This is a genomic window from Enterobacter sp. PL_is511 (genome assembly GCF_055816065.1).
Map to the genome: position 1 here is coordinate 226,554 of NZ_JBVPGP010000023.1, position 24,961 is coordinate 251,514.

At 58.7% G+C, this 24,961-nt stretch carries 25 protein-coding genes and 1 riboswitch; of the genes, 8 read left to right on the forward strand and 17 right to left on the reverse strand.

All coding sequences use genetic code 11. From position 1 onward, the window contains the following. Positions 1–106: 106 nt before the first annotated feature. Positions 107–1,852: a DNA primase gene (gene dnaG, locus AC0TN7_RS13355; RefSeq protein WP_023294585.1), complete on the reverse strand. Its 1,746-nt coding sequence runs from the start codon at positions 1,850–1,852 to the stop codon at positions 107–109. A gap of 115 nt (positions 1,853–1,967) precedes the next feature. Continuing rightward, entirely contained in the window at positions 1,968–2,183 is a 216-nt protein-coding gene (rpsU, locus tag AC0TN7_RS13360) for a 30S ribosomal protein S21 (protein ID WP_001144069.1), read from the reverse strand. Between the two features lie 236 nt (positions 2,184–2,419). Between rpsU and tsaD the strand changes: the two genes are divergently transcribed. Beyond that, positions 2,420–3,433 carry a tRNA (adenosine(37)-N6)-threonylcarbamoyltransferase complex transferase subunit TsaD gene (gene tsaD, locus AC0TN7_RS13365; RefSeq protein WP_032650276.1) on the forward strand — a complete coding sequence of 338 codons (1,014 nt, stop codon included), beginning with the start codon at positions 2,420–2,422 and terminating at the stop codon, positions 3,431–3,433. Positions 3,434–3,520: 87 nt separating this feature from the next. Here the strand turns inward: tsaD and ureG are convergent, their stop codons facing one another. The 10 genes from ureG to plsY form a co-directional block, all read right to left on the reverse strand. After that, positions 3,521–4,138 carry an urease accessory protein UreG gene (gene ureG / locus AC0TN7_RS13370; RefSeq protein WP_157189741.1) on the reverse strand — a complete coding sequence of 206 codons (618 nt, stop codon included), beginning with the start codon at positions 4,136–4,138 and terminating at the stop codon, positions 3,521–3,523. 9 nt (positions 4,139–4,147) lie between these two features. Continuing rightward, positions 4,148–4,822, reverse strand: coding sequence for an urease accessory protein UreF (locus AC0TN7_RS13375; protein WP_032650275.1), 675 nt, complete (start codon positions 4,820–4,822; stop codon positions 4,148–4,150). Further along, positions 4,822–5,361 carry a HupE/UreJ family protein gene (locus AC0TN7_RS13380; RefSeq protein ID WP_032653478.1) on the reverse strand — a complete coding sequence of 180 codons (540 nt, stop codon included), beginning with the start codon at positions 5,359–5,361 and terminating at the stop codon, positions 4,822–4,824. Before AC0TN7_RS13380 ends, AC0TN7_RS13375 begins: the two co-directional genes overlap by 1 nt. Before the next feature lie 9 nt (positions 5,362–5,370). Continuing rightward, entirely contained in the window at positions 5,371–5,835 is a 465-nt protein-coding gene (ureE, locus tag AC0TN7_RS13385) for an urease accessory protein UreE (RefSeq protein WP_045909994.1), read from the reverse strand. 9 nt (positions 5,836–5,844) lie between these two features. Beyond that, the gene (gene ureC, locus AC0TN7_RS13390) at positions 5,845–7,548 is read right to left on the reverse strand and encodes an urease subunit alpha (protein ID WP_473702198.1); all 1,704 of its coding nucleotides are present in this window, start codon (positions 7,546–7,548) and stop codon (positions 5,845–5,847) included. Further along, on the reverse strand, positions 7,541–7,855 hold the full coding sequence (locus AC0TN7_RS13395; protein ID WP_024906478.1) for an urease subunit beta: 315 nt from the start codon (positions 7,853–7,855) through the stop codon (positions 7,541–7,543). Before AC0TN7_RS13395 ends, ureC begins: the two co-directional genes overlap by 8 nt. A 10-nt stretch (positions 7,856–7,865) precedes the next feature. Next, positions 7,866–8,168, reverse strand: a complete 303-nt coding sequence (locus AC0TN7_RS13400) for an urease subunit gamma (protein WP_003862556.1) — start codon at positions 8,166–8,168, stop codon at positions 7,866–7,868. Between the two features lie 10 nt (positions 8,169–8,178). Next, entirely contained in the window at positions 8,179–9,006 is an 828-nt protein-coding gene (locus AC0TN7_RS13405) for an urease accessory protein UreD (RefSeq protein WP_473702199.1), read from the reverse strand. Between the two features lie 116 nt (positions 9,007–9,122). After that, entirely contained in the window at positions 9,123–10,589 is a 1,467-nt protein-coding gene (locus AC0TN7_RS13410; protein WP_024906480.1) for an MFS transporter, read from the reverse strand. Positions 10,590–10,673: 84 nt separating this feature from the next. Continuing rightward, complete coding sequence (gene plsY / locus AC0TN7_RS13415) at positions 10,674–11,294, reverse strand: glycerol-3-phosphate 1-O-acyltransferase PlsY (RefSeq protein ID WP_023309216.1); 621 nt, start codon at positions 11,292–11,294, stop codon at positions 10,674–10,676. A 107-nt stretch (positions 11,295–11,401) separates the two neighbouring features. Between plsY and folB the strand changes: the two genes are divergently transcribed. Together folB and bacA are read left to right on the forward strand one after the other, a co-directional pair. Next, complete coding sequence (gene folB, locus AC0TN7_RS13420; RefSeq protein ID WP_032645073.1) at positions 11,402–11,770, forward strand: bifunctional dihydroneopterin aldolase/7,8-dihydroneopterin epimerase; 369 nt, start codon at positions 11,402–11,404, stop codon at positions 11,768–11,770. Positions 11,771–11,875: 105 nt separating this feature from the next. Then, a complete protein-coding gene (gene bacA / locus AC0TN7_RS13425) occupies positions 11,876–12,697 on the forward strand; it encodes an undecaprenyl-diphosphate phosphatase (RefSeq protein WP_024906482.1) in 822 nt (273 codons plus the stop codon). A 10-nt stretch (positions 12,698–12,707) separates the two neighbouring features. Here bacA and AC0TN7_RS13430 read toward each other — a convergent pair whose 3' ends face one another. Beyond that, entirely contained in the window at positions 12,708–13,949 is a 1,242-nt protein-coding gene (locus AC0TN7_RS13430; protein ID WP_024906483.1) for a multifunctional CCA addition/repair protein, read from the reverse strand. Between the two features lie 60 nt (positions 13,950–14,009). Beyond that, positions 14,010–14,630, reverse strand: coding sequence for a TIGR04211 family SH3 domain-containing protein (locus AC0TN7_RS13435; RefSeq protein WP_024906484.1), 621 nt, complete (start codon positions 14,628–14,630; stop codon positions 14,010–14,012). A gap of 229 nt (positions 14,631–14,859) precedes the next feature. Between AC0TN7_RS13435 and AC0TN7_RS13440 the strand changes: the two genes are divergently transcribed. The 3 genes from AC0TN7_RS13440 to hldE are packed head-to-tail and all read left to right on the forward strand — an operon-like array spanning position 14,860 to position 20,509. Continuing rightward, on the forward strand, positions 14,860–16,161 hold the full coding sequence (locus AC0TN7_RS13440) for a CYTH domain-containing protein (RefSeq protein ID WP_267217255.1): 1,302 nt from the start codon (positions 14,860–14,862) through the stop codon (positions 16,159–16,161). Between the two features lie 21 nt (positions 16,162–16,182). Then, complete coding sequence (gene glnE / locus AC0TN7_RS13445; protein WP_267217256.1) at positions 16,183–19,038, forward strand: bifunctional [glutamate--ammonia ligase]-adenylyl-L-tyrosine phosphorylase/[glutamate--ammonia-ligase] adenylyltransferase; 2,856 nt, start codon at positions 16,183–16,185, stop codon at positions 19,036–19,038. A 40-nt stretch (positions 19,039–19,078) separates the two neighbouring features. Continuing rightward, positions 19,079–20,509, forward strand: a complete 1,431-nt coding sequence (gene hldE / locus AC0TN7_RS13450) for a bifunctional D-glycero-beta-D-manno-heptose-7-phosphate kinase/D-glycero-beta-D-manno-heptose 1-phosphate adenylyltransferase HldE (protein WP_003862540.1) — start codon at positions 19,079–19,081, stop codon at positions 20,507–20,509. 80 nt (positions 20,510–20,589) lie between these two features. Here hldE and ubiK read toward each other — a convergent pair whose 3' ends face one another. Then, positions 20,590–20,886, reverse strand: coding sequence for a ubiquinone biosynthesis accessory factor UbiK (gene ubiK / locus AC0TN7_RS13455; protein WP_014071796.1), 297 nt, complete (start codon positions 20,884–20,886; stop codon positions 20,590–20,592). Between the two features lie 119 nt (positions 20,887–21,005). Further along, positions 21,006–21,156, forward strand: a riboswitch (FMN riboswitch). 106 nt (positions 21,157–21,262) lie between these two features. Between ubiK and ribB the strand changes: the two genes are divergently transcribed. Continuing rightward, positions 21,263–21,916 carry a 3,4-dihydroxy-2-butanone-4-phosphate synthase gene (gene ribB, locus AC0TN7_RS13460; RefSeq protein WP_010435670.1) on the forward strand — a complete coding sequence of 218 codons (654 nt, stop codon included), beginning with the start codon at positions 21,263–21,265 and terminating at the stop codon, positions 21,914–21,916. 32 nt (positions 21,917–21,948) lie between these two features. Here ribB and zupT read toward each other — a convergent pair whose 3' ends face one another. After that, a complete protein-coding gene (gene zupT, locus AC0TN7_RS13465; RefSeq protein WP_417927751.1) occupies positions 21,949–22,722 on the reverse strand; it encodes a zinc transporter ZupT in 774 nt (257 codons plus the stop codon). 196 nt (positions 22,723–22,918) lie between these two features. Here zupT and ygiD point away from each other — a divergent pair, with 196 nt between their 5' ends. Beyond that, on the forward strand, positions 22,919–23,707 hold the full coding sequence (gene ygiD, locus AC0TN7_RS13470; RefSeq protein ID WP_473702200.1) for a 4,5-DOPA-extradiol-dioxygenase: 789 nt from the start codon (positions 22,919–22,921) through the stop codon (positions 23,705–23,707). A 93-nt stretch (positions 23,708–23,800) separates the two neighbouring features. Here the strand turns inward: ygiD and AC0TN7_RS13475 are convergent, their stop codons facing one another. Next, a complete protein-coding gene (locus AC0TN7_RS13475) occupies positions 23,801–24,961 on the reverse strand; it encodes a glutathionylspermidine synthase family protein (RefSeq protein WP_032650261.1) in 1,161 nt (386 codons plus the stop codon).

Sequence of the window (24,961 nt, forward strand, 5' to 3'; positions counted from 1 at the left end):
TGCCAACCTTTAAAGCGAGGGCGTACTTATATTTTTGCCGCTGCCTCTCAGTGCGGCTGCCGGGGGCTTCCCGATCGATATTCGGCACTTAAGCCGTTAAATTTCTTTATTTCTTCGCCAGTTCCTGGTTAATCATCCAGAGCTCCCGGCGTTCTTCGCTGCTTAAACCGTGTGTGCGCTCGCGAGCTATCAACTCTTCCTGGCGCAGCTCAAGCATCGAATCAAACATATGGTTGAGTGAGTCGGTGAACGTTTTTTCTGCAATGTCCTTATCTGCTATATCGTCCCACATCGACAATTTTTCAAGGGTAGCGGCCTCTTTTGTGCCGCGATAATGTTCTAAAAGTTGTCCGGTGGTCAGACCTGGCTGTGATAAACACGTGTTGACCAGTTCTGAAAATAAGCCAAGTCCGGGCAATTTTTCGTGGTTCAAACCCGCCAGCGACGGCACCTGTGGCGCCAGTTCGGGGTTTTGCACCAGTAACCCTATCAGTATACGCATGGTTGTGCGTTTTAGCTGAGGCGCGGGGCGAACCGCGCCGTTTTCAGCCTGTTTAGGCATTAAACGTTCAAGCTGGCTGTCATCCAGAATGCCGAGCTTGTTGCCTAACTCCTGACGCAGATAGATGCGCAGCGTTTCGCCGGGCACCTGGCTGATTAACGGCAGCGCCAGCGTGCTGAGCTGCGCGCGCCCGTCAGGGGTACTCAAATCGACCTGCGGCATCAGGCTGTTAAACAAAAACGTGGAGAGCGGCTGAGCCTGCTCCATCCGCGCTTCAAACGCCGCTTTGCCCTCTTTACGCACCAGCGTATCCGGGTCTTCACCGTCGGGCAGAAACATAAAGCGTAGCTGACGCCCGTCGGTCATATAGGGTAGCGCGGTTTCCAGCGCGCGCCAGGCGGCGTCGCGTCCTGCGCGGTCACCGTCGTAACAGCAAATCACGTTGTTGGTCACGCGGAACAGCAGTTGAATGTGATCCGCTGTCGTGGACGTTCCTAACGACGCAACCGCGTAGTTGATGTCGTACTGCGCCAGTGCCACGACGTCCATATAGCCTTCGACGACCAGAAGACGCGGAGGTTCCGCGTTATCCTGCTGCGCCTCATAAAGACCGTAAAGCTGGCGGCCTTTATGGAAAATATCGGTTTCCGGGGAGTTGAGGTACTTCGGCAGGGCATCACCCAGCACGCGACCACCAAAACCAATTACCCGGCCTCGCTTGTCGCGGATTGGGAACATCACCCGTTCGCGGAAGCGGTCGTAGCTTCGTCCCTGGTCGTTGGTGACCAGCATGCCTGCATCGATGAGAGACTTACGATCTTCGCTATTGCCGCCAAAACGCTTTAACACGTTGTCCCAGCCGGGCGGGGCGTAGCCAATAGCGAAGCGCGCAATGACATCGTCGCTCAGTCCGCGCTTGTTCAGATACTGACGCGCAGGCTCAGCCGCAGAGTGCTTAAGAGACTGTTGGTAAAACGAATTCAGGCCATCCATCAGTTGATACAGCGTTTGCCGTTGATGGCGCTCGATCTGACTTGGCCCACTGCCTGCTTCATACGGCACTTCAAGGTTATGCATCGCCGCCAGCTCTTCGACGGTTTCAACGAACTCGAGCTTGTCGTAGTTCATCAAAAAATCGACGGCATTACCGTGTGCGCCACAGCCGAAGCAATGGTAGAACTGCTTTTCACCGTTTACGGTGAAGGAGGGGGTTTTTTCGTTATGGAACGGACAGCACGCATGGTAGTTCTTGCCCTGCTTTTTCAGCTTTACCCGCGCGTCGATGAGATCGACGATGTCGGTTCTGGCAAGCAGGTCATTGATGAAAACGCGTGGGATTCTTCCGGCCATATGCCCCAAAATTTTAAGCGACTTATAAACGAAAACAAGCCGCGCATTCCTTCCGGAAGCACGGCCTTACGACTATTACTCTGTCTGTCAATTGAGGGCTGAGGCCCTCAACCAATTAGTACAGACGAGTACGGCGTGCGTTTTCGCGAGCCAGTTTCTTCGCGTGACGTTTCACAGCGGAAGCTTTAGCGCGCTTACGTTCGGTCGTTGGTTTTTCATAAAACTCACGACGACGAACTTCAGCCAGAACACCTGCTTTCTCGCATGAACGTTTGAAGCGACGCAGTGCTACGTCGAACGGCTCGTTTTCACGTACTTTAATTACCGGCATGTAACTCTCACCTTTAATAAATTCGGTTTGCCGCTGGCATCAACGCCAGCTTATTTCAAAATGGTGCGGAATTTTACTGCAAATGCTGCTGCTTTGTAAAGCACCGATGCGATTTTGAAAGGGACTTTAATAAGGGTGAGGAGTATACACGAGCCTTCTTCCTGGGGCGAACAAAGTTTTACATCAACCCGCCCAGGCTCTACACTGCGCGGTATTGAAACGAGGTAAAACAAGTCATGCGTGTACTGGGTATTGAAACATCCTGCGATGAAACCGGCATCGCCATTTACGACGACGAAAAAGGGCTTCTGGCCAACCAACTGTATAGTCAGGTGAAATTGCACGCTGACTACGGCGGCGTCGTGCCTGAACTGGCCTCTCGTGACCACGTGCGTAAAACGGTTCCCCTGATTCAGGCGGCGCTGAAAGAAGCAGGATTAACGGCAAAAGAAATTGATGCAGTGGCGTATACCGCAGGCCCGGGCCTGGTCGGTGCGCTGCTGGTTGGCGCAACGGTTGGCCGTTCGCTGGCCTTCGCGTGGGATGTGCCGGCGATCCCGGTTCATCATATGGAAGGGCACCTTCTGGCGCCGATGCTGGAAGAGAATCCGCCTGAATTTCCGTTTGTGGCGCTGCTGGTCTCCGGCGGTCACACGCAGCTGATTAGCGTCACGGGCATTGGCAAGTACGAGCTGCTGGGCGAGTCGATCGACGATGCCGCCGGTGAAGCGTTCGACAAAACTGCCAAGCTGCTGGGGCTGGATTACCCTGGCGGCCCGATGCTGTCGAAAATGGCGTCACAGGGAACGGAAGGGCGCTTTGTCTTCCCGCGTCCGATGACCGACCGTCCGGGGCTGGACTTCAGCTTCTCCGGGCTGAAAACCTTCGCGGCCAATACGATCCGCAATAACGATGACAGCGAGCAGACCCGCGCCGATATCGCCCGCGCGTTTGAAGATGCGGTGGTGGATACGCTGATGATCAAGTGCAAGCGCGCGCTGGATCAGACCGGCTTCAAGCGTCTGGTGATGGCGGGCGGCGTGAGTGCCAACCGTACGCTGCGCGCGAAGCTCGCCGAGATGATGCAAAAGCGTCGCGGGGAAGTGTTCTATGCCCGTCCGGAATTCTGTACCGATAACGGGGCAATGATCGCCTACGCGGGTATGGTGCGCCTGAACGCTGGCGCAACGTCCGACCTGAGCGTGTCCGTGCGTCCGCGCTGGCCGCTGGCGGAACTGCCTGAAGCGTGAGTTTTTTTGCCCGGTGGCGCTGCGCTGACCGGGCCTACGGTTTTGTAGGCCGGGTCAGGCGAAGCCGCCACCCGGCAACAAACCGCACTACACCCGCAGCATCCCTTTCTCTTCCAGAAACGCAATAATCGTCGCTAAACCGTCCCCCGCCTTCAGGTTGGTAAACGTCCACGGACGATCGCCGCGCATGCGGTTGGTATCGCGCTCCATCACCTCCAGCGACGCGCCGACGTACGGCGCGAGATCGGTTTTGTTGATCACCAGAAAATCGGACTTAGTGATCCCCGGCCCGCCCTTGCGCGGGATTTTTTCCCCTTCGGCCACGTCGATCACGTAAATGGTCAGATCCGCCAGCTCCGGGCTGAACGTCGCGCTCAGGTTATCCCCGCCGCTTTCCACGAAGATCAGATCCAGGTTGCCGAACTTCTCGCTGAGCGCTTCCACCGCCGCCAGGTTCATTGAGGCGTCTTCGCGGATGGCGGTATGCGGACAGCCGCCCGTCTCCACGCCCACGATGCGCTCCGGCGCCAGCGCGCCCGCCTCGGTCAGGATGCGCTGATCCTCTTTGGTGTAGATATCGTTGGTTACCACCGCAAGATGGTAGGTATCGCGCATCGCCTTGCAGAGCGCTTCCAGCAGCGCGGTTTTGCCCGACCCTACCGGGCCGCCCACGCCCACGCGCAGGGGATGTTTGTAATCAGCCATGTTGACTCCTCAGGAACGGAATAGTCGTGAATATTGGGTTTCGTGGCGCGCGGAGGCGATGGCGGACAGCGGCGTTGCTGCCCCCAGCGCGTCGTCGCGACGTAAAAATGCCTGTTCAAAACCAGCGGCGTAGTGGTCGCTCAGTTCGATAATCAGCTGCTGTGCGGCCTGCTGCCCAAACGGCACCAGCTTGACGCCTGCCATCACCGCGCTCTCAATCCAGCTGTAGCCAAGGCTCAGCGCCAGCTCGCGCACGCTAATGCCCCAGCGTACGCCGAGCCAGGCCATGCCGCAGAGCTGGCTTTGCATAAACAGCGGCAGCCATTCGGGCGGACAGTCAGGTTCCCAGCTCTTAATCAGTCGCGTAAAGGCCGCCCCACGGTTGCGCTCCTCTTCGCGCAGCTCGCGCGTTTCACGGCAGGCGAGAAGGTATGCCGTCCAGCGTTTTGCATTTGTAAGAGAGGATTGCTCACAGGCCTGATAAAGACGGATAAACAGCGGCAGATCGACGCAGAAAAAGCTCTGCTCCATCTGCTGTATTTGCCAGCGTTTAAAGGCCCCGGCGTCCGTGACCCAGCCCGCCTCAACGGCCCACTCCAGGCCCTGGGACCAGGTAAACGACCCGACCGGCAGGCTGCTGCTGGAGAGCTGCATCAGGCGCAGCCTCTGGCGAGCGTGCTCCATCAGCTCATCAGCGCCAGCAGGGCGGAGACAATCAGCCCGCCGCCGAAGGTTTTACGCAGGCCGTCGTGACGGCGCAGCAGCAATCCTGCGGCGAAACTGGCGCACAGCACCGTGGCGCTGGCGAACATAAACCCGCTGGTGAAGAGCCAGAAGCTGTGGCCGGACATCTCCACGCCGTGCGCCCAGCCGTGGAACATCGCCAGGGCAGGCACCGCCAGCAGCAGACGGTTTTCCGTTTTAAACATCATCACGCCGCTGACCGCCAGCGAGGCGATAATCAGCATCTCCATGCCGCTGAAGCCGCCGAGCAGGCTGCCCGCAATGGCGCCGACAAGCATCATCCCGAGGGTGGCAAACGGCAGCAGGAGCTTGCGGCCGCTCAGCGCCGAGAGCACGCCTGCACCGGTCAGCATCAGGAGATGATCGAGCCCGGTCAGCGGGTGGAAAAAACCGGCCTGAAAGCTGTCGGCGCCGTGGCCGGGATGCGCGAGCGCGGGAACGGAAAAGGCCAGCAGTAACAGGGGGAGTAACTTGCGCATGATGGATCCTTAATGTGAATGGGTATGAGCGTGGCTATGGCTGTGGGCATCGCTGGCGTACGCGCCCGCTTCCGGTTCAAACGGCAGGCTGGCGTAGGTTACCTCCAGCCCAAACTGGCGCAGCATGTCGTCGAGAACGTGATCGTGGTGATAGCGCAGCTCGCCGGGCATGACCTGCAGCGGCACGTGGCGGTTGCCCAGGTGGTAGCAGGCGCGGGCGAGCAGGAACGGATCGGCACAGCGCACCACGGAAACCGACTCCGGGGCGGCGATCACTTCAATCACCTCGCTGCCGTCGTCGGTAGTCAGCAGGTCGCCCCCGCGCAGCAGCAGGCCGCGCGGCAGCATCAGCCCGGCTTCGCGGCCGTCGTTCAGCGCCACGCGGGCGCGGCTTTTCACCCGCACGTCAATCGGCAGCGTGACGCTGGCGGTAGTCTGATGCGCATGGTCCAGGCGTTGGGTTAAATAGATCATCATCACTCCTCAAAACAGGAAATAGCGTTGCGCCATCGGCAGAACGTCAGCCGGTTCGCTGGTAATCAGTTCGCCGTCGACGCGCACCTCGTAGGTTTGCGAGTCGACGGTGATATTCGGCTGCAGCCCGTTGTGGATCATGTCCGCCTTTTTCACCGTCCGGCAGCCTTTTACCACCGCGGTGGCGCTTTGCAGGTTGAGCTGCTGCGGGATACCGTTCGCACTGGCCGCCTGCGAGACAAACGTCAGTCGGGTGGCGTGGCGCGCGGCGCCCAGCGCGCCAAACATCGGGCGGTAATGCACCGGCTGCGGCGTGGGGATTGAGGCGTTGATATCCCCCATCGGCGCGCAGGCGATCATCCCGCCCTTGACGATGGTGGCGGGTTTGACGCCGAAGAACGCCGGAGACCAGACGACCAGATCCGCCAGCTTGCCCGCCTCAATCGAACCGACCTCATGGGCGATACCGTGGGTCAACGCCGGGTTGATGGTGTATTTGGCGACATAGCGCTTCACGCGGAAGTTATCGTTCTCGCCGGTCTCTTCCGGCAGCGCGCCGCGCTGGACCTTCATGCGGTGCGCGACCTGCCAGGTGCGGATAATCACTTCCCCGACGCGGCCCATGGCCTGAGAGTCTGACGAGGTGAGCGAGAACGCGCCGATGTCGTGCAGCACGTCTTCGGCGGCGATGGTCTCCCGGCGAATGCGGGATTCGGCAAACGCCACGTCCTCGGCGATATCCGGATCGAGGTGATGACAAACCATCAGCATGTCGAGATGCTCGTCGATGGTATTGACCGTGTAGGGCAGCGTCGGGTTAGTGGAGGAGGGCAGAATATTCGGGTGTGCGCAGGCGGTGATGATATCCGGCGCGTGGCCACCGCCCGCCCCTTCAGTGTGGAAGGTGTGGATGGTGCGCCCGCCAATGGCGGCCAGCGTATCTTCGACAAACCCGGACTCGTTCAGCGTGTCGCTGTGCAGCGCCACCTGAATGTCCATCTCTTCGGCCACCTCCAGAGAACAGTTGATCGCCGCAGGCGTCGCGCCCCAGTCTTCGTGGATTTTAAGCCCGATGGCGCCCGCGGCAATCTGCTCGCGCAGGGCGTCCGGATTGGATCCGTTACCTTTGCCGAGCAGGCCGATATTCACCGGCAGCGTATCGGCGGCCTGCAGCATGCGGGCGATATACCACGGCCCTGGCGTGCAGGTGGTGGCGTTGGTGCCCGCCGCCGGTCCGGTGCCGCCGCCGATCATGGTGGTGACGCCGGAGACCAGCGCCTCCTCCGCCTGCTGCGGGCAGATCCAGTGGATGTGGGTGTCGATCCCGCCTGCGGTGACGATCTTCCCTTCGGTGGCGATGACTTCGGTTGCGGCACCAATCGGGATCGTCACGCCGGGCTGAATGTCCGGGTTGCCGGCTTTGCCGACGGCCAAAATCCGCCCGTTCTTGACGCCGATATCGGCTTTCACGATCCCCCAGTGATCGACGATCAGCGCGTTGGTCAGCACCAGATCCACGCAGTCGTCTGCGGTCATCTGCCCCTGGCCCATGCCGTCGCGGATCACCTTCCCGCCGCCGAACTTGACCTCTTCGCCGTAGATCGTGAGATCGTCTTCCACTTCAATCCACAGCTCGCTGTCGGCCAGCCGCACTTTATCGCCGGTGGTGGGGCCGAACATATCGGCATAGGCCTGGCGCGAAATCTCAGCCATGTTTCACCTCGCCCATTACCTCGCCGCGAAAGCCGACAATGCGCTGCGCCCCCGTGACCTGAACCAGCGTCACTTCGCGCTTCTGGCCGGGCTCAAAGCGCACGGCGGTGCCTGCCGGGATGTTCAGCCGGTAGCCCCGGGTCACCTCACGGTCAAACTTCAGCGCCGGGTTGACCTCGTAAAAGTGATAGTGCGATCCGACCTGGATCGGCCTGTCGCCGTGATTTTCGACAATCACGGTTTGGGTTTCGCGCCCGACGTTGATCGCAATCGCGCCGGGCTGGATCTGGTATTCGCCTGGGATCATCACGCGCTCCTTAGACGATCGGGTTGTGGACGGTGACGAGCTTGGACCCGTCCGGGAAGGTGGCTTCCACCTGGATATCCGGAATCATCTCCGGTACGCCCTCCATCACCTGGTCGCGGGTCAGGACGTGGCGGCCTGCCTCCATCAGCGAGGCGACGGTTTCACCATCGCGCGCGCCTTCCATGATGAAGGCGCTGATCAGCGCGACCGATTCCGGGTAGTTGAGCTTTACCCCGCGCGCAAGGCGGCGTTCGGCAACCAGCGCGGCGGTGAACAACAACAGCTTGTCTTTTTCTCTGGGGGTCAGTTCCATAACGTTTCTCTTATGTCTGCCAGATACGCGGCGAACAGGCGGTTTTGGTGGTGAGAAGCGGGCGAAGCGACTGCCAGACGTCGCGCATCACCCGCTGACAAATCAGGTTGTCGTGGGAGAGAAAACGGACCGACAGCAGGTCATCGGTGAGCGTTGCACCTGCATAATTTTCCAGCGGTGCGAGGCGTTCACGCACCGCGTCGAGATGTTCTTCCTGGGCAGGGTAGAACAGCAGCGTGCCGAGCCACGGATGCCCGGCGACGGGCGTGAGATCGCCGTCGCTAAGGTGCTGACGCTCAATCAGGCGCGGCTCGTCATCTACCCACACCTCAAGACGGCTCTCGAGCGTGCCGTGGCTGAAGGTTTCGTTTATCACCGGGCGGCCCAGGCAGTACAGCTCCCATGCCAGCAGCGTGCTGGAGGCCTTCAGGTGGAAAACGGAGCGCAGCGCGGCATTCGCGCCGGGAAAAATAATCGTGTCCTGCGGCAGCCACTCCAGGGTGGAATCTTCCTCGAGATAAAAATGCTGGCTCAGACGAGCCTGCGGGCCGCTGCTGCGATAGAACTTGCTGGCGCCGGGCATGGTGATAAGCGCATGGCTTTTGGCGTCCAGACGCACGGTGATATCCAGCGTGTCACCGCCCACAATCCCGCCCGGCGGGTGCAGCAGGTAAAGGTGGCAGGTTTCCCCTTCGGGATAAAATGGACGCTGAACGGTAAGCGGCCCGACGTGGTGGGCGGAGTGCAGGAGGGTTTTCTCAGGGGTGTGACAAAACTGCAGGGCAAGCGATGCCTGCCAGCCTTTGTACGAATTATCAGTGACCTGAGCTGCTAACATGCTGCATCCATTTCCACACCATCGGGATACGTTTCAGTATGCCCTGGCGGAAATGAAGGCTGTCATATGAGTCGCTTATGGATAAAAAACCGGCTCTTGTGAGCCGGTTTGCGGGACTAGCGGTAATCCTCCGCATCCACATCATACCCCGACGGCTCCCAGCGGATTGCCAGCAGCGATGCCAGGCCGATAAACGGTGCCAGCGCAATCACCCAGAACACGGCGGTATCCAGCGAGGCGACCAGCAGCGGGAACAGGAACAGCGACAGCGTCGAGCTGCTGCGCATCAGCGTCTGGTTGAGACCCACACCCACGCCGCGCAGCGAGGTCGGGTAGCTCAGCGAGGCGAACGTCATGGTATGCGCGCCCGGGCCAAAGCCCTGACCGAACAGGAATAGCGCCAGCATCGCGACGGCGAGCACCCCTTCAGAAGCGCCTTCAGGGCGGCCAATCAGCGCCAGTCCCAGCAGCGCGACCAGCTGGCAGGCATAACCCGCAAGCGACATCCGCCAGGCACCGAAGCGCGGTACGTAGCGTACCGCCAGTAGTCCGCCAACGAAGGCAAACAGCAGGTTAAGAACCAGAGAAATGAGAATGGTGGTGAGCATCGACTGGACAAAGAAGCTGGAGATGATCACCGGCAGGCCAAACGCCACGGCGTTATAGGCAAACGAAGAGACGACGGACAGCAGCGTGGCGAGCGTCGTGCGGCGTAAGTAGATGCCGCGGAACAGGTTCAGGTAGTTGGACCATTTCGCTTTATTCACGACAGGGGCCGGCTGGCTGAGCGCGTCCTGCGGCACGTGGGCATTGATGTTATACGACTGGCGTAAAATGGACGCCGCCTCTTTCAGGTTGCCCTGATTCGCCGCCCAGACCGGCGATTCGCTCATGTAGCGGCTGCGTATGGCGATAATCACCAGCGCGGGCACCGCGCCAAAGCCGAGAATCAAACGCCACAGCCAGTCGCTGTGGCTTTCCGGCAGCACGGCGTAGAAGAAAAGCACCAGCAGGTAGGAGATACTGATGGCGGCATACCAGGTGGGGCACCACATCGCGACGCTGGAGGCCTTATTGCCGGGCCCTTTCAGCCTGGCGAACTCGCTTAAAAACGCCATCGCCACGGGAAGATCGATCCCGACCCCGAGCCCCATCACAAAGCGGGCGCCCGCGAGCACATATTCGTTCGGAGCCAGTGCACAGGCGATAGCGGCGACGACAAAGAAGATCATATCAGCCATAAACACGCGGTAGCGCCCGATTTTATCCGTGAGGTAACCGCCAAGCAGCGCCCCGACAATGGCGCCAAAGGTAATGGCCGAGGCCACCATACCGGTACCGGCGGGCGTCAGGTTAAATTCGCGGGTGATGTCTTTAATGCCGAATGCCAGCGCGCCCAGATCGTAGGCATCGAGGAAAATGCCGCCCAGCGCGATACCGACTACGATACGGGCGTTTGCCCGGCCCTGAGAACCGTCATTAACGAGGCGTGATACATCCGATGCGCTGCGCACCCACTGGATGTCGCCATCAGGGGGAATACCTGCCGTTGAAAGGGGAGTAGATTCTGTGATTTCAGCCATTTTCTTCTTATGTGGTTGTGTTGTGTCCCTAACAGTTACCACAGGCAGAAGGTGACCAAAATCACATTTGGCTATAAGGCATAACTAACCCTTCGGAGCGTCTTTTTTCTTTCTCTTGAGCTTCGTCCAGATTTTGGTCTCCTGACGACGCCACAGGCGCTGGATATTGTCGTGATGACGCAGCAGGATAAGACAGGAGAGCATCGACACCGGGAAGGTGAACTGGGGTTTGAACCACCAGACGTAGAACGGGGCGATCAGCGCGCTGACGATAGCGCCCAGCGACGAATAGCCGCTCAGCAGAATGGTCAGAAGCCAGGTCCCGGCCATCACGCCGGTCAGGTCCCAGCCGATGGGCGCAATGGCACCAAAGGCGGTCGCCACACCTTTACCACCTTTGAAGCCGAAGAATACGGGCCAGATGTGGCCGACGCAGGCAGCAATAGCAATGAGCCCCAGCCAGAACGGCGTGACGCCCAGCGCATACGCGCCCCAGACGGGTAGCATCCCTTTCAGAACATCAAAAATCAAAACCGCTACGGCTGCTCCCTTGCCGCCAATTCGTAGTACGTTGGTCGCCCCCGGATTCCCGGAACCATTTTCACGCGGGTCAGGTAACCCGGCAATGCGGCAGACCAGAATGGCGCTGGAGATTGAGCCGCAAAGATAGGCGAGGAGGATCATTCCAGGCGCGATTGCACTCATAACGCTGTTCCGTTTTGAAAATGTATCTGTATTCTCAGCATCTGTGGATAATACGCATAATTCGCCGGAAGTGGTATCCGGTTTAGCCAAAAAGCAGGCAGGTCGTGATGGATATTGTATTTATAGAGCAACTTTCGGTAATCACCACTATTGGTGTTTACGACTGGGAACAGACCATCGAGCAGAAACTGGTGTTCGATATCGAAATGGGCTGGGATAACCGCAAATCGGCAAAAAGCGATGACGTGAACGACTGTCTGAGCTATGCCGACATCAGTGAAACGGTCATCAACCATGTGGAAGGGCAACGTTTTGCGCTGGTCGAACGGGTGGCTGAAGAAGTCGCAGAATTGCTGCTGAAAAAATTCAACTCACCGTGGGTGCGCATCAAGCTGAGTAAACCGGGCGCGGTGGCGCGCGCCGCCAACGTTGGCGTCATCATTGAGCGTGGCACAAATCTGAAAGGCAAGAATTAACGTCATAATTGCTAAACCAATTTAGTTTATACCGGTCTCAGGACTGTATCTTATCGGTTGTCCGTGTGGGACACCGTTTTTTTATATCTTTTTAGGGGTTTATAGATGAGCGATATGCACTCGCTGCTGGTGGCGGCAATACTGGGTGTGGTCGAAGGATTGACGGAGTTTTTGCCGGTGTCCAGTACGGGCCATATGATTATCGTTGGCCATCTGCTGGGCTTTGAAGGCGATACCGCCAAAACGTTCGAAGTGGTGATCCAACTGGGGTCTATTCTGGCGGTGGTGGTGATGTTCTGGCGCCGTCTGTTTGGTCTGATCGGTATCCATTTTGGCCGTCCGCCGCAGCACGAAGGGATGAGTAAAGGTCGCCTGTCGCTGATCCATATTCTGCTAGGGATGATCCCTGCGGTGGTGCTGGGCCTGGTTTTCCACGACGCCATCAAATCGCTGTTTAACCCAATTAACGTGATGTACGCGCTGGTGGTGGGGGGCTTCCTGCTGATCGCCGCGGAAGTGCTGAAGCCAAAAACGCCGCGCGCGGAAGGTCTGGACGATATGACGTATCGTCAGGCGTTTATCATTGGCTGCTTCCAGTGTCTGGCGCTGTGGCCGGGCTTCTCGCGTTCAGGCGCTACCATCTCCGGCGGGATGCTGATGGGCGTAAGCCGTTACGCCGCGTCAGAGTTCTCGTTCCTGCTGGCAGTGCCGATGATGATGGGCGCTACTGTACTCGACGTCTATAAGAGCTATCACTTCCTGACGGCTGGCGACATTCCGATGTTCGCCGTTGGCTTCATCACCGCGTTTATCGTGGCGCTGATTGCCATCAAAACCTTCCTGCAGTTGATTAAGCGTATCTCGTTTATTCCGTTCGCGATCTATCGCTTTATCGTCGCGGCTGCGGTGTACGTGGTCTTCTTCTGACCGATGGCCCTCAGTCTTTTGGCTGAGGGCAATGCTTTTCTTTCCAGTCAGACACCGCCTGAATTCGCCGTTTCGTGAGTTCTTCGCGAATTTCCGGTCCTTTGAATCCCGCCTCGACAACGTCCTTCGTGGGCACCGCTTTCGCGACGTCCCAGGCTTTACGCAGTAAACGTCCCTGCGGGTAGTCGCACGCTTCAAACCCGGTACGCCCGCGCACGTCAGCTTCGCTGGTCAGCGCGATTTGCTCCACGCGCTGGGGTTTGCGCCAGGCGTCGATGTTATCGAAAAGCTTAACGATGGTGGCCGGTTTCAGGATCGGGAAGGTGTGGATCAGATCGTGGAATTCGGCCACCAGTTTCGCCAGATCGCGGATCTCGTTCGGCACGCGCAGACGCTGGCACAGCCCCTCGACCAGCTTCACCCCTGCCGGACCGTGTCCGTGGTGGCGAGGCCAGAATTCTTTTGGCGTTAAGCCTTTGCCGAGATCGTGGCACAGGGTGGAAAAGCGCACGTCCACGTCAGGGCTGAGCATGGCCGCCATGCTCAGGGTCATCAGCGTATGTACGCCGGTATCAATTTCCGGGTGCCATTTTGCCGGGGCAGGTACGCCAAACAGCGCGTCTATTTCCGGGAACAGCACCTTCAGCGCGCCGCAGTCGCGCAGGACCTGGAAAAAGACCTGCGGGTTGCGCGTGGTGAGCGCATTTTCCGTCTCTTTCCAGACGCGCTCTGGCGTCAGGTGTTCCAGCTCGCCCGCCTCGGTCATGGCGGTCATCAGCGCCATTGTCTCATCGGCAATACGGAAACTGAGATGGGCGTAACGCGCGGCAAAGCGCGCCACGCGCAGCACGCGGAGCGGATCTTCAGAAAACGCCGGGGAGACGTGACGTAAAAGACGGTTGCGCAGATCGTCCTGACCGCCATAGGCGTCAACGATCTGCCCGTGCTCGTCCTGCGCCAGCGCGTTGATGGTGAGATCGCGGCGCAGGAGATCTTGCTCCAGCGTCACGTCCGGCGCGGCATAGCAGGTGAAGCCCGTATAGCCCGAGCCCGATTTCCGCTCGGTACGCGCCAGGGCATACTCTTCACGGCTTTTCGGGTGCAGGAACACGGGAAAATCGCGGCCTACCTGCTGGTAGCCCGCGTCGAGCATCTCTTCAGGGGTGGCGCCAACCACCACCCAGTCTTTATCTTTGACCGGCAGACCTAACAACGCATCACGTACCGCACCACCGACCAGATAACTCTTCACGCCCAACTCTCCCGTTTTCTCTTTTCCAGAATGATACGTAAGTCTGGCAGAGAAGACGAATTAGTTCATCCAGCGGTCTTTACGCTTACGGCTTGGGATCAGATGCGGCAGGACCAGACCCAGTACCAGACCCACGCCCAGCACGCCACCGCCATACATAAACCACTGCATGATAATGGTGCGCTGTTTGTCGTCGAGCTGCAGGTTGGCGGCATTCACTTTCTTCTGCGCGACAATCAGCTCGTTTTTCAGTTTCTGGTTCTCTTCTTTCAGGCCGTTAATCACACCGTCGCTTTGCGCCACTTTCTGCTGCATTTCAGCGGTGCGCTGGTTCCAGGTGCCGTCGATGTTGTTCAGCTTGTCGGTCAGGGTCTTCACCTGGTTTTCCAGATCCGGCACGCGCGTGCGCAGGCTTGGCACGGTGCTCAACTCTTTCAGCGGGATCCAGGAAGTACGACCGGTACTGTCGCGAACCTGACCGTAGTTGGTGTCCGCATTGGTTTGTAACAGGGTGACTTCCTCGCCGGCATTTACCGTGCCCACGAGGCGATAATTATCTCCGGGGCCACTGCGTACCCAGGTGTTCAGTTCGTCAGAAACGTAACGCTTTTCTTCAGCGTGCACGGCGGTTGCGGCGCTAAAAGCGAGTAAAGTAAGTCCAATCAGGCGTAATTTAAGCATCATTAGTCGTTATTTTCATAAATAGTGGAACGATAGTAGTGGCAACAGTGTCTCTACGCAAAGCATTCGTCAGCAATCAGAATCATCTGTGTCACGACTCTACACATTTACGCCCGACAAATTGCTCATTGCATGGCAATTTGGCGCAAAATACTATGTACTGACAAACAAATGGCGAGGAAGTTCGCCCTCATTGACGCGTCTGTGACGCACGCAAAAGTACAAGGCTATGGCACAAGAAATCGAATTAAAGTTTATCGTCGAAAAAGACAGCGTTGACGCACTCCGCCAGCATCTGCATACGCTTTCCGGCGAACACCATGCACCGGTACAACTGCTTAATATCTATTACGAAACGCCAGACAACTGGCTGCGCCGCCACGATATGGGGCTGCGTATCCGCGGCGCGGGCGGGCGCTACGAGATGACGATGAAAATTGCCGGTCGCGTGGTCGGCGGTTTACATCAGCGCCCGGAATACAATATCGACATCAGCAAGCCAGAACTTGAGCTGGAACGTTTCCCGGCGGAGGTCTGGCCGGAAGGCGAACTGCCTTCCACGCTGGCGGAACAGGTACAGCCGCTGTTCAGCACCGATTTCTGGCGCGAAAAATGGCTGGTGACGGAAGGCAAAAGCCGCATCGAAATCGCCCTCGATCTGGGGGACGTGAAGGCGGGTGAGTTCCAGGAACCGATTTGCGAACTGGAGCTTGAGCTGCTGGAAGGTGACGCAAATGACGTGCTGAAGCTGGCGCGCAGGCTGGTAAACCAGTCCGGATTACGTCAGGGAAGCCTGAGTAAAGCCGCGCGAGGTTACCATCTGGCCGCCGGAAATGCGCCGCGCGTGCTGAAAGAGACGACCATTTTGCACGTTGCGCCGAAAGCCAGCGTTGAACAGGGTCTGGAAGCCGCGCTGGAGCTGGCGCTTTCTCAGTGGCAATACCATGAAGAGCTGTGGGTGCGGAATGTGAAAAACGCCAAATCCCACGTGCTGGTGGCGATTGCTCTGGTGCGCCATACCCTTGCGCTGTTCGGCGGTATTGTTCCTCGCAAAGCGAGCGCTCACTTACGTGACCTGCTGACGCAGACCGAAACGCTGATGCTCTCCGATGTCTCGGCGCAAACGGCGATCTACAGCCCGCAAACCGCCACGGCAAAACTGGCGCTGACCGAGTTTCTGGTGACGCGCGGCTGGCGCGCCTTCCTGGATGCGAAAGCAGAGGCCAAAATCGCGGAAAACTTTAAGCGTTTCGCGGATATTCATCTTTCCCGTCATGCCGCTGAACTGAAGAGCACCTTTGCCTATCCGCTCGGCGATAAGTATGGCGATCAGCTTCCCCGTCTGTCGCGCAACATCGACAGCATGCTGCTCCTTTCCGGTGCCTACGACGGGCCACAGGCGCAGGCGTGGCTGGAAAACTGGCAGGGGCTGAAGCATGCCATCGAAACCCGCCAGCATATTGAGATTGAGCATTTCCGTAACGAGGCCATTTCGCAGGAGCCGTTCTGGCTGCACAGCGGAAAACGTTAACTCTGGCAAGGAACCCCTAGAATGCCGCTTTCTTCACCGTTACAGCAGCAGTGGCAGACCGTTTGCGAACGTCTGCCTGAGTCATTACCGGCGTCATCGTTAAGCGAGCAGGCGAAAAGCGTGCTCGTCTTCAGTGATTTTGTGCAGGAAAGCATCACCGTCTTCCCGGACTGGCTGGCTGAGCTTGAGAACGCACCGCCGCAGGCGGACGAGTGGCGGCACTATGCCGGCTGGCTGCATGCCGCACTCGAAGACGTAGCGGATGAGACGACGCTGATGCGCGTCCTGCGTCAGTTCCGCCGTCGGGTGATGGTGCGCATTGCCTGGGCTCAGGCGCTGGAGCTGGTGAGCGAAGAGAGTACGCTGCAGCAGCTAAGCGAGCTGGCGCAAACGCTGATTGTCGCCGCGCGCGACTGGCTCTACGCCGCCTGCTGTAAAGAGTGGGGCACGCCTTGCAGCGAGGAAGGGGTTCCTCAGCCGCTGTTGATTCTGGGGATGGGCAAGCTGGGCGGCTGCGAGCTGAACTTCTCCTCCGATATCGACCTGATTTTTGCCTGGCCCGAGAACGGCTCCACGCGTGGCGGCCGTCGCGAGCTGGACAACGCCCAGTTCTTTACCCGTCTCGGGCAGCGTCTGATTAAGGCGCTGGATCAGCCCACGCAGGACGGCTTTGTTTACCGCGTGGACATGCGCCTGCGGCCGTTCGGTGACAGCGGCCCGCTGGTGCTGAGCTTTGCAGCGCTGGAAGATTATTACCAGGAGCAGGGGCGCGACTGGGAGCGTTATGCGATGGTTAAAGCGCGGATCATGGGCGACAGCGACGACGCCTACGCCAACGAGCTGCGCGCCATGCTGCGCCCGTTCGTGTTCCGTCGCTATATCGACTTCAGCGTCATCCAGTCCCTGCGCAATATGAAAGGGATGATCGCCCGTGAGGTTCGCCGTCGTGGGCTGAAGGACAACATCAAGCTTGGCGCGGGCGGCATTCGCGAAATCGAATTTATCGTCCAGGTCTTCCAGCTGATTCGCGGCGGGCGTGAGCCGTCGTTACAGTCCCGTTCACTGCTGCCGACGCTGAGCGCCATCGAGCAGCTGCACCTGCTGCCGGACGGCGACGCGCAAACCCTGCGCGAGGCCTATCTATTCCTGCGTCGTCTGGAGAACCTGCTGCAAAGTATCAACGACGAACAGACTCAGACCCTGCCGGGGGATGACCTTAACCGGGCGCGTCTGGCCTGGGGGATGCGCGTGGACGACTGGTCAATGCTGACCGAACGGCTCGATGCCCATATGGCAGGCGTGCGCCGCATCTTTAACGAACTGATCGGTGATGACGAAAGCGAATCGCAGGACGATGCGCTCTCCGAGCACTGGCGCGAGCTGTGGCAGGATGCGCTCCAGGAAGATGACACCACGCCGGTGCTGACGCACTTAACCGACGACGCGCGCCATCGCGTGGTGGCGCTGATCGCCGATTTCCGTCTTGAGCTGAACAAACGCGCCATCGGCCCGCGCGGCCGTCAGGTGCTGGATCACCTGATGCCGCACCTGCTGAGCGAGGTCTGCTCGCGGGCGGATGCGCCGGTGCCGCTGTCGCGCATGATGCCGCTGCTGAGCGGGATCATCACGCGTACCACGTACCTTGAGCTTTTGAGCGAGTTTCCGGGGGCGCTGAAGCATCTGATTACGCTCTGCGCCGCCTCGCCGATGGTGGCCAACAAGCTGGCGCGCTATCCGCTTCTGCTGGATGAACTGCTCGACCCGAACACCCTGTATCAACCCACGGCGACGGATGCCTACCGGGACGAGCTGCGTCAGTATCTGCTGCGCGTGCCGGAAGAGGACGAAGAGCAGCAGCTGGAGGCGCTGCGGCAGTTTAAGCAGGCCCAGATGCTTCGCGTGGCGGCTGCGGATATCGCCGGAACGCTGCCGGTGATGAAAGTGAGCGATCACTTAACCTGGCTCGCGGAGGCGATCATCGACGCGGTAGTGCAGCAGGCGTGGGTGCAGATGGTGGCCCGCTACGGCCAGCCGAAGCACCTTGCTGACCGTGAGGGGCGAGGCTTTGCCGTGGTCGGTTACGGCAAGCTCGGCGGCTGGGAGCTGGGATACAGCTCCGATCTGGATTTAATCTTCCTGCACGACTGCCCGGTTGACGTGATGACCGACGGCGAGCGCGAGATTGACGGGCGTCAGTTCTACCTGCGCCTGGCGCAGCGCATCATGCACCTGTTCAGCACCCGCACCTCGTCGGGCATTTTGTATGAAGTCGATGCGCGCCTGCGTCCGTCCGGCGCGGCGGGCATGCTGGTGACCTCAACGGAATCCTTCGCCGATTACCAGAAGAATGAAGCCTGGACGTGGGAGCATCAGGCGCTGGTGCGCGCCCGCGTGGTGTATGGCGATCCGCAGCTCAAAACGCAGTTCGATGCCATCCGTAAGGACGTCATGACCACCCCGCGCGAGGGCAGTACGCTGCAGACCGAAGTGCGCGAGATGCGCGAGAAAATGCGCGCGCATCTCGGCAATAAACACCGCGATCGTTTTGATATCAAAGCCGACGAGGGCGGGATCACCGATATTGAGTTCATTACCCAGTATCTGGTGCTGCTCCACGCCCACGACAAGCCGAAGCTGACCCGCTGGTCTGATAACGTGCGCATTCTGGAACTGCTGGCGCAAAACGACATCATGGACGAACAGGAGGCGCAGGCCTTAACCCGCGCCTACACGACGCTGCGCGACGAGCTTCATCACCTGGCGCTGCAGGAGGAACCGGGGCACGTGGCGCTGGACTGTTTCACTGCTGAACGCGCTCAGGTAACGGCCAGCTGGCAGAAGTGGCTGGTGGAACCGTGCGTAACAAATCAAGTGTGATATTATCGCGCGCAAATTGTGAATCTTTCTGGAGTCAGGAATGAAAGTAACACTGCCAGAGTTTGAACGTGCTGGGGTAATGGTTGTTGGGGATGTGATGCTGGATCGCTACTGGTATGGGCCGACCAGCCGCATCTCTCCGGAAGCACCGGTACCGGTGGTAAAGGTCGACACCATTGAAGAGCGTCCCGGCGGCGCGGCAAACGTGGCGATGAACATTGCCTCTCTGGGCGCGCACTCGCGTCTGGTTGGCCTGACCGGTATCGACGATGCGGCGCGCGCGCTGAGCAAGTCGCTGGCGGACGTGAACGTGAAGTGCGACTTCGTTTCGGTTCCGACCCACCCAACCATCACCAAGCTGCGCGTGCTGTCTCGCAACCAGCAGCTGATCCGCCTCGACTTTGAAGAAGGGTTCGAAGGCGTTGATCCCGAGCCGCTGCACGAGCGCATTAACCAGGCGCTGGGCAATATCGGCGCGCTGGTGCTGTCCGACTACGCGAAAGGCGCGCTGGCGAGCGTGCAGACGATGATCCAGCTGGCGCGTAAAGCCAGCGTGCCGGTGCTGATCGACCCGAAAGGCACCGACTTTGAGCGCTATCGCGGCGCGACGCTGCTGACGCCAAACCTCTCCGAGTTTGAGGCGGTGGCGGGCAAGTGCAAAACTGAGGAAGAACTGGTTGAGCGCGGCATGAAGATCATTGCTGACTTTGAGCTATCCGCGCTGCTGGTGACCCGCTCCGAGCAGGGGATGACGCTGTTGCAGCCGGGCAAGGCACCGCTGCATATGCCAACCCAGGCGCAGGAAGTGTACGATGTGACCGGTGCCGGTGATACGGTGATCGGCGTGCTGGCGGCGACGCTGGCCGCAGGAAACTCTCTGGAAGAGGCGTGCTACTTCGCTAACGCCGCGGCGGGTGTGGTCGTTGGTAAGCTCGGTACCTCAACCGTTTCCCCAATCGAGCTGGAAAACGCGGTGCGCGGCCGTGCGGACACCGGTTTTGGCGTTATGACCGAAGACGAGCTTAAAGTGGCTGTCGCCGCCGCGCGCAAGCGCGGTGAGAAAGTGGTGATGACCAACGGCGTGTTTGACATTCTGCACGCGGGTCACGTCTCCTATCTGGCGAATGCGCGCAAGCTGGGCGATCGCCTGATTGTGGCTGTGAACAGCGATGCGTCGACGAAACGCCTGAAGGGTGAAACGCGTCCGGTGAACCCACTTGAGCAGCGGATGATCGTACTCGGCGCGCTGGAAGCCGTGGACTGGGTAGTGTCGTTTGAAGAAGACACACCGCAGCGTCTGATTGCCGGTATTCTGCCGGATCTGCTGGTAAAAGGCGGTGATTACAAGCCGGAGCAAATCGCGGGCAGCGAAGAGGTCTGGGCCAATGGCGGTGAAGTGATGGTGCTCAACTTTGAGGACGGGTGTTCCACCACCAACATCATCAAGAAGATCCAGAAAGACAGTCAGTAAAAAAAACGGGCCAGCTGGCCCGTTTATTTTTTCACCCTCTCCCTGTGGGAGAGGGCTGGGGTGAGGGCATCAGGCCGCACTTACTCCTGGTCATCCACCGGTGGAATGGCCGGTGCTGGCTTCACTTCTTCCGGCGCATTGCGGTTTTCCAGCTCGGTCAGACGCTGTTCCAGCAGCGCCAGCTTCTCGCGGGTGCGCAGCAGAACCTGGGTCTGCACGTCAAACTCTTCGCGGCTGACTAAATCAAGGCGAACCAACTGCGCCTGCAGCGTCTGGCGGATTTTCTTCTCAACGTCATCACCAAATTCACGAATGCCTTTTGGCATGGATTCATGAACCTGACGCGCGATCTGCTCAATTTTCTTCGGGTCAATCATTGTCGTTTCCCTTGATGGAAAGGTGTTAGTGTCCATTGTAGCGCGTCATGCCCGGGGTAAACAAAATTGTTTGATGCTTATGCATTGCCCAGGATAATCAATAGCGTTATAGTTATCTCGCTTATTCTCAGGGCGGGGCGAAATTCCCCACCGGCGGTAAATCAGCGTGACGCTGAAAGCCCGCGAGCGCTTTGGGTGAAAACTCAAAGGTCAGCAGATCCGGTGTAATTCCGGGGCCGACGGTTAGAGTCCGGATGGGAGAGAGTAACGATCCAGTCGGGCATGGGCCCGCTCACGTTATCTTTTTGCCGCTTATACGGCGCTCCTAAGACTGCCCTGATTCTGGTAACCATAATGTTAATGAGGTTTTTTTACCATGAATCAGACGCTACTTTCCTCTTTTGGCACTTCAACTCAACGTGTTGAACATGCACTGGATGCACTGCGCGAAGGCCGCGGTGTGATGGTGCTTGACGATGAAAACCGTGAAAACGAAGGCGACATGATTTTCGCCGCCGAAAACATGACCGTTGAACAGATGGCGCTGACCATCCGTCACGGCAGCGGCATCGTATGCCTGTGTATTACCGAAGATCGTCGTAAGCAGCTCGAGCTGCCGATGATGGTCGAAAACAACACCAGCGCCTTTGGTACCGGTTTTACCGTGACTATTGAAGCGGCGCATGGCGTGACCACCGGTGTGTCTGCGGCTGACCGTCTGACCACCGTACGTGCCGCGATTGCTGACGGTGCGAAGCCATCCGATCTGCATCGTCCAGGCCACGTCTTCCCACTGCGCGCGCAGGCGGGCGGCGTCCTGACCCGCGGCGGTCACACCGAAGCGACCATCGACCTGGTGACGCTGGCGGGCTTCAAACCTGCGGGTGTGCTGTGTGAACTAACCAACGATGACGGCACCATGGCGCGCGCGCCGGAGTGCATCACCTTTGCGCGTCTGCACAACATGCCGGTGGTAACGATTGAAGATCTGGTGGAGTATCGCCAGGCGCACGAGCGCAAAGCCAGCTGATAATAAAAACGCCGGGATATCCCGGCGTTTTTTTACCCGATTCCTGCGGTCTGCAGCAGAACCAGGCTTAATCCCATCACCGACATTCCGCACAGCACGCCATAGCTGGGGTTGTTGTTAGGATCTATCTCCTTCGCCAGCGGCATCAGTTCATCCACCGAAAGTGCAACCATGATCCCGGCTACCGCTGCCATAATCGCCGCCATCACTACCGGAGAGACCAGGCTACCAAGGATCAGCCAGGCCAGCACGCCGCCAAGGATTTCGGCCATCCCGGAAATACCTGCCCAGAACACCGCGGTGCGTTTCGAGCCCGTGGCGGCATAGACCGGACCGGCGACGGCCAGTCCTTCAGGAATATTGTGTAAGGCGACCGCCAGCGCGATGCCAAAGCCCATTTCCAGATTGCTGCTGGCCGTCACGTAGGTGGCGACCCCTTCCGGGAAGTTATGCAGGCTGATGCCCAGCGTCAGCAGAACCGCCGTTCGCTTAATATTCCGCGGCATGGGCGTTACGCTTTTCTGCATTAAATCCTGCGGATGCGCGTGCGGCAGCATCCGGTCGAGGGCAAAGTACCCCAGCAGGCCAAAAACAAACATGCCGTAACCCAGCAGCGGAGACATGCCTTCTGTGCCCAGCGCGGCAGGCAGCATCTCCATCAGGGAGATGAGCAGCATGATCCCGGCAGCAAAGCCCAGCGAGAAGGCCAGTACGCGGTTAGAGGGCTTTTGACCAAGTACGCCGAGGATCGCACCGATAAAGGTCGCAGCGCCCGCGAGTATGGTCAGGATCAAGGGGACTGACATGCATAACTCCTTGTGATAATGATTCTCATTAATATAAATGATTCATTTCTGGCAAAGCGAGGGGCGAACCCCGGCTTTACACGTTCCTTACATTCAAATTTCCTGATGATGATCTTCACGCTTATCTGCGTTCATCTTTGCCGGATTGCGCGTAATGTAGCACCATTAAATTGACACCTTCTGTAAGGATATCATCATGACTTCTTCCCGTATGCCAGCCCTGTTTTTAGGCCACGGCAGCCCAATGAACGTTCTGGAAGACAACGTCTATACCCGTGCCTGGCGTCATCTGGGCGAGACGTTGCCGCGTCCAAAAGCGATTGTGGTGGTATCCGCGCACTGGTTCACCCGCGGCACGGGCGTGACCGCCATGGAGGCGCCTAAGACCATTCATGATTTTGGCGGCTTCCCGCAGGCGCTGTATGACACGCATTATCCAGCCCCCGGCTCGCCTGAGCTGGCACAAAGGCTGGTGGATCTGCTGGCGCCTGTCCCTGTAACGCTGGATAAAGAAGCCTGGGGTTTTGACCATGGCTCCTGGGGCGTTCTGATTAAAATGTATCCTGATGCGGATATCCCGATGGTGCAGCTGAGCATCGACAGCACTAAACCGGCCGCCTGGCATCTGGAGATGGGCCGCAAGCTGGCAACGCTTCGTGATGAAGGCATCATGCTGGTGGCAAGCGGCAACGTGGTGCACAACCTGCGCACGGCGCGCTGGCACGGTGAGAATACGCCTTACCCGTGGGCGACCGCTTTTAACGACTACGTTAAAGCGAACCTGACCTGGCAGGGTTCGGCTGAGGAGCATCCGCTGGTTAACTATCTGGATCATGAGGGCGGTTCGCTCTCTAACCCGACGCCGGAACATTTCCTGCCGCTGCTGTACGTACTTGGCGCGTGGGATGGTCAGGAGCCGGTTACGATCCCGGTCGACGGGATTGAGATGGGGAGTCTGAGTATGCTGTCGGTGCAGGTGGGGTAATAAAAGCAAAACGGCAACTTCAGGTTGCCGTTTTTAGTGTGTGCACCCTCTCCCACAGGGAGAGGGCTGGGGTGAGGGCATCAGGCCGCAGTCTTACTCCACAAAAATATGCGGATAGAACCGCGACAGATCCTGCGTGATCAGCGCGCGATCTTCGCGAATGCCAATCCCGGCCGGTTGATCGTTGATGAGCCAGCTGCCAATCAGCGTATAGCTGTCGCCAAATTTTGGCAGCTGCCAGAACTCCTGGACGATCATCCCTTCTTCGCCGTACGGCCCTTCAACCGCTTCCAGCGTCTTACCGTTTTCGATAATCGACACGTTCGCACCTTCGCGGGAGAAGATCGGCTTAACGACGTATTTCTCCATTTGCGGGTAATCATCTTCCGCAAAGTACGCTGGCAGCAGGTTCGGATGGTTCGGGAACATCTCCCACAGCATCGGCAGCAGGGCTTTGTTAGAGATAATGCTCTTCCAGGCCGGTTCCAGCCAGCGCACGCCCGCGTCTTCCAGCTTGGTGGAGAACATCTCGCGGAGCATGTACTCCCACGGGTAGAGCTTGAACAGGTTGCTGATCACCTGATCCTGCGTATCCGTAAACTGACCTTTTTCACCCAGTCCGATATCCTCGATATAGAGGAACTCGGTCGCCACTTCCGCTTCGGCAGCGCAGTCCTGCAGATACTGAACCGTGCCACGGTCTTCTTCCGTGTCGCGGCAGCAGGCGAGATGCAGCAGGTTGAAGCCAAACTGCTCGCGTAGCTCGGCGAAGCGCTCGATCAGCTTCTCCTGCAGGCTGTTGAACTGGTCGCTGCCTTCCGGCAGGTTTCCGGCATTGGCCTGGTCTTCCAGCCAGATCCACTGGAAGAACGCCGCTTCATACAGGGAAGTTGGGGTATCGGCGTTGTTTTCCAGAAGCTTCGGTTCACCTTTGCCGTCCCACGCCAGATCCAGGCGAGAGTAAAGCGAAGGCTGATTTGTTTTCCACGACTGGCGGACAAAGCTCCAGGTGTGCTTCGGAATGCGGAACTTTGCCATCAGCTCGTCGCTGTCGATGACCTTTTCCACGACCTTCAGGCACATCTGATGCAGCTCGGCCGTCACCTCTTCCAGCTTCTCAACCTGGGCCAGCGTGAGCTTGTAGTAAGCGTCTTCACACCAGTACGGCTCGCCGTACATGGTGTGGAAGTTAAAACCGTACTCGGTGGCTTTTTCGCGCCAGTCCGGGCGCTCGGTGATACTGACTCGTTCCAT

Excerpts from the sequence above, each read along its gene's own strand:
- dnaG (WP_023294585.1), bottom strand. The coding sequence starts at position 1,852 with ATGGCCGGAAGAATCCCACGCGTTTTCATCAATGACCTGCTTGCCAGA.
- rpsU (WP_001144069.1), bottom strand. The coding sequence starts at position 2,183 with ATGCCGGTAATTAAAGTACGTGAAAACGAGCCGTTCGACGTAGCACTG.
- tsaD (WP_032650276.1), top strand. The coding sequence starts at position 2,420 with ATGCGTGTACTGGGTATTGAAACATCCTGCGATGAAACCGGCATCGCC.
- ureG (WP_157189741.1), bottom strand. The coding sequence starts at position 4,138 with ATGGCTGATTACAAACATCCCCTGCGCGTGGGCGTGGGCGGCCCGGTA.
- AC0TN7_RS13375 (WP_032650275.1), bottom strand. The coding sequence starts at position 4,822 with ATGGAGCACGCTCGCCAGAGGCTGCGCCTGATGCAGCTCTCCAGCAGC.
- AC0TN7_RS13380 (WP_032653478.1), bottom strand. The coding sequence starts at position 5,361 with ATGCGCAAGTTACTCCCCCTGTTACTGCTGGCCTTTTCCGTTCCCGCG.
- ureE (WP_045909994.1), bottom strand. The coding sequence starts at position 5,835 with ATGATCTATTTAACCCAACGCCTGGACCATGCGCATCAGACTACCGCC.
- ureC (WP_473702198.1), bottom strand. The coding sequence starts at position 7,548 with ATGGCTGAGATTTCGCGCCAGGCCTATGCCGATATGTTCGGCCCCACC.
- AC0TN7_RS13395 (WP_024906478.1), bottom strand. The coding sequence starts at position 7,855 with ATGATCCCAGGCGAATACCAGATCCAGCCCGGCGCGATTGCGATCAAC.
- AC0TN7_RS13400 (WP_003862556.1), bottom strand. The coding sequence starts at position 8,168 with ATGGAACTGACCCCCAGAGAAAAAGACAAGCTGTTGTTGTTCACCGCC.
- AC0TN7_RS13405 (WP_473702199.1), bottom strand. The coding sequence starts at position 9,006 with ATGTTAGCAGCTCAGGTCACTGATAATTCGTACAAAGGCTGGCAGGCA.
- AC0TN7_RS13410 (WP_024906480.1), bottom strand. The coding sequence starts at position 10,589 with ATGGCTGAAATCACAGAATCTACTCCCCTTTCAACGGCAGGTATTCCC.
- plsY (WP_023309216.1), bottom strand. The coding sequence starts at position 11,294 with ATGAGTGCAATCGCGCCTGGAATGATCCTCCTCGCCTATCTTTGCGGC.
- folB (WP_032645073.1), top strand. The coding sequence starts at position 11,402 with ATGGATATTGTATTTATAGAGCAACTTTCGGTAATCACCACTATTGGT.
- bacA (WP_024906482.1), top strand. The coding sequence starts at position 11,876 with ATGAGCGATATGCACTCGCTGCTGGTGGCGGCAATACTGGGTGTGGTC.
- AC0TN7_RS13435 (WP_024906484.1), bottom strand. The coding sequence starts at position 14,630 with ATGCTTAAATTACGCCTGATTGGACTTACTTTACTCGCTTTTAGCGCC.
- AC0TN7_RS13440 (WP_267217255.1), top strand. The coding sequence starts at position 14,860 with ATGGCACAAGAAATCGAATTAAAGTTTATCGTCGAAAAAGACAGCGTT.
- glnE (WP_267217256.1), top strand. The coding sequence starts at position 16,183 with ATGCCGCTTTCTTCACCGTTACAGCAGCAGTGGCAGACCGTTTGCGAA.
- hldE (WP_003862540.1), top strand. The coding sequence starts at position 19,079 with ATGAAAGTAACACTGCCAGAGTTTGAACGTGCTGGGGTAATGGTTGTT.
- ubiK (WP_014071796.1), bottom strand. The coding sequence starts at position 20,886 with ATGATTGACCCGAAGAAAATTGAGCAGATCGCGCGTCAGGTTCATGAA.
- ribB (WP_010435670.1), top strand. The coding sequence starts at position 21,263 with ATGAATCAGACGCTACTTTCCTCTTTTGGCACTTCAACTCAACGTGTT.
- zupT (WP_417927751.1), bottom strand. The coding sequence starts at position 22,722 with ATGTCAGTCCCCTTGATCCTGACCATACTCGCGGGCGCTGCGACCTTT.
- ygiD (WP_473702200.1), top strand. The coding sequence starts at position 22,919 with ATGACTTCTTCCCGTATGCCAGCCCTGTTTTTAGGCCACGGCAGCCCA.
- AC0TN7_RS13475 (WP_032650261.1), bottom strand. The coding sequence starts at position 24,961 with ATGGAACGAGTCAGTATCACCGAGCGCCCGGACTGGCGCGAAAAAGCC.